The sequence below is a fragment of the Paracoccus simplex genome, assembly GCF_042648325.1.
In the GTDB taxonomy this organism is placed as follows: Bacteria; Pseudomonadota; Alphaproteobacteria; order Rhodobacterales; family Rhodobacteraceae; genus Paracoccus; species Paracoccus simplex.
The window spans coordinates 1-1,745 of sequence record NZ_JBHRXE010000079.1 but is presented as its reverse complement, the minus strand read 5'-3'; the positions used below and the strand labels follow the sequence as shown (position 1 = coordinate 1,745).

Annotated in this window: 2 protein-coding genes; both read left to right on the top strand. The window is 66.2% G+C overall.

Going from position 1 to position 1,745, the window contains the following annotated elements; all coding sequences use genetic code 11:
- Positions 1-323: IS66 family insertion sequence element accessory protein TnpB (tnpB, locus tag ACFOMP_RS19840; RefSeq protein WP_379033802.1), on the top strand; the 323-nt coding region annotated here is incomplete at its 5' end.
- Between the two features lie 59 nt (positions 324-382).
- Positions 383-1,745 (top strand): IS66 family transposase (gene tnpC / locus ACFOMP_RS19835; RefSeq protein ID WP_379033799.1); only part of this gene is annotated, 1,363 nt, incomplete at its 3' end.

Here is a 1,745-nt window from a genome sequence, read left to right as displayed (position 1 = left end):
GGGTCTGGCTGGCTGCCGGGGTCACCGACATGCGCAAGGGCTTTGCTTCCTTGGCGGCGCAGGCCGAGGCGGTGCTGAAGCAGGATCCTTTCGGCGGGCATCTCTTCGTCTTCCGCGGCCGTCGCGGTGATCTGGTGAAGGTCATCTGGTGGGATGGCCAGGGGGCCTGCATGTTCATGAAGCGGCTGGAGCGGGGCCGGTTCGTCTGGCCCTCGGCCAAGGAGGGGAAGGTGGCGCTGACACCGGCGCAGTTGTCGATGCTCCTGGAAGGGATCGACTGGCGTGCCCCGGAGCGAACGTGGCGGCCCTTGGCAGCGGGATAATCAGGGGGGGCCACAAGAGAATGATTCCCATAAGGAATCCCGTGGGATAAACTCCTTGCATGCTCGATCAGACCCTGACCCTGCCGGAAGATCCCGAGGAGTTGCGCAGCTTCACCGCGCGGCTTCTGGCCGAGGTGAAGGCGCAGGCGATCCTGATCGAGAGGCTGCGGCACCAACTGGCCGGGCACCGGGCACACCGGTTCGGCGCGTCCTCGGAGACGGCAGAACAGCTTCAGTTGGCTCTTGAGGCCAGCGAGATCGCGGCCGCCGCGATGACGGCGCGGATGCGTCTGCCGGACATCGAGGAGAAGGGCAAACCCAAGCGCCGTCCGATCCCGGATCATATCCCCCGGATGGAGGTGGAACTGATGCCCGGCGCCGATGCCTGTGCCGATTGCGGCGGTCGCCTGCGCCGGATCGGCGAGGACGTCACGGAAGAGCTGGAGTATGTTCCTGGGCGCTTCATCGTGAACCGGATTGTCCGCCCCCGGCTGACCTGCGCTTGCTGCGAACGCTTCGTCCAGGCCCCGCTGCCGTCGCGCCCGATCGAGCGCGGTCGCCCCGGGCCGGGTCTGCTGGCCCATGTGCTGGTCAGCAAGTATGCCGACCATCTCCCCCTCTATCGCCAGAGCCAGATCTTCGGCCGCGAAGGGCTCGATCTCGACCGATCGACCCTGGCCGACTGGGTCGGCAAGACCACCACCCTTCTGGAGCCACTGGCCGAGGCCATCGGGCGCCATGTCCTGTCGGCCGAGGCGATCTTCGCCGACGATACGCCGGTGCGGATGCTGGCGCCCGGCACCGGCAAGACCCAGACGGCCCGGCTCTGGACCTATGCCCGCGATGAGCGCCCATGGGATGGCGATGCTCCGCCTGCCGCATGGTATCGCTTCTCGGGCGACCGCAAGGGTCAGCACCCCAAGGATCATCTGGCCCGTTTCCGCGGCTGGATGCATGCCGACGGCTATGCCGGGTTCGAGGATCTCTACCGTTCCGGCGCCATCCGCGAGGTCGCCTGCATGGCCCATGTCAGGCGCAAGTTCGTGGACATCCACCGATCGCAAGGTTCGCCGATCGCTGAGGAGGCCATCGGCCGCATCGCCCGGCTCTATGCCGTCGAGAAGGAAGCCCGAGGTTCGCCACCGGACCGCCGCGCCGAACTCCGTAAGGCACATGCCGCCCCGGTCTTCGATGACCTGGAAGTCTGGCTGGCCATGCAACTCACCACGATCTCGGGGAAATCCCCGCTAGCGGCCGCCATCCGATACGCCCTCACCAGGATGGAACGCCTGCGCCCCTACCTCGACAACGGCATCCTCGAACTCGACAACAACGCCGCCGAACGCGGCATGCGCGCCATCGCGAGTGGTGAGTCATTGTGCCCCTCTTCTTCAAGTATCTGGAAACATTTGAAGTTGGTCT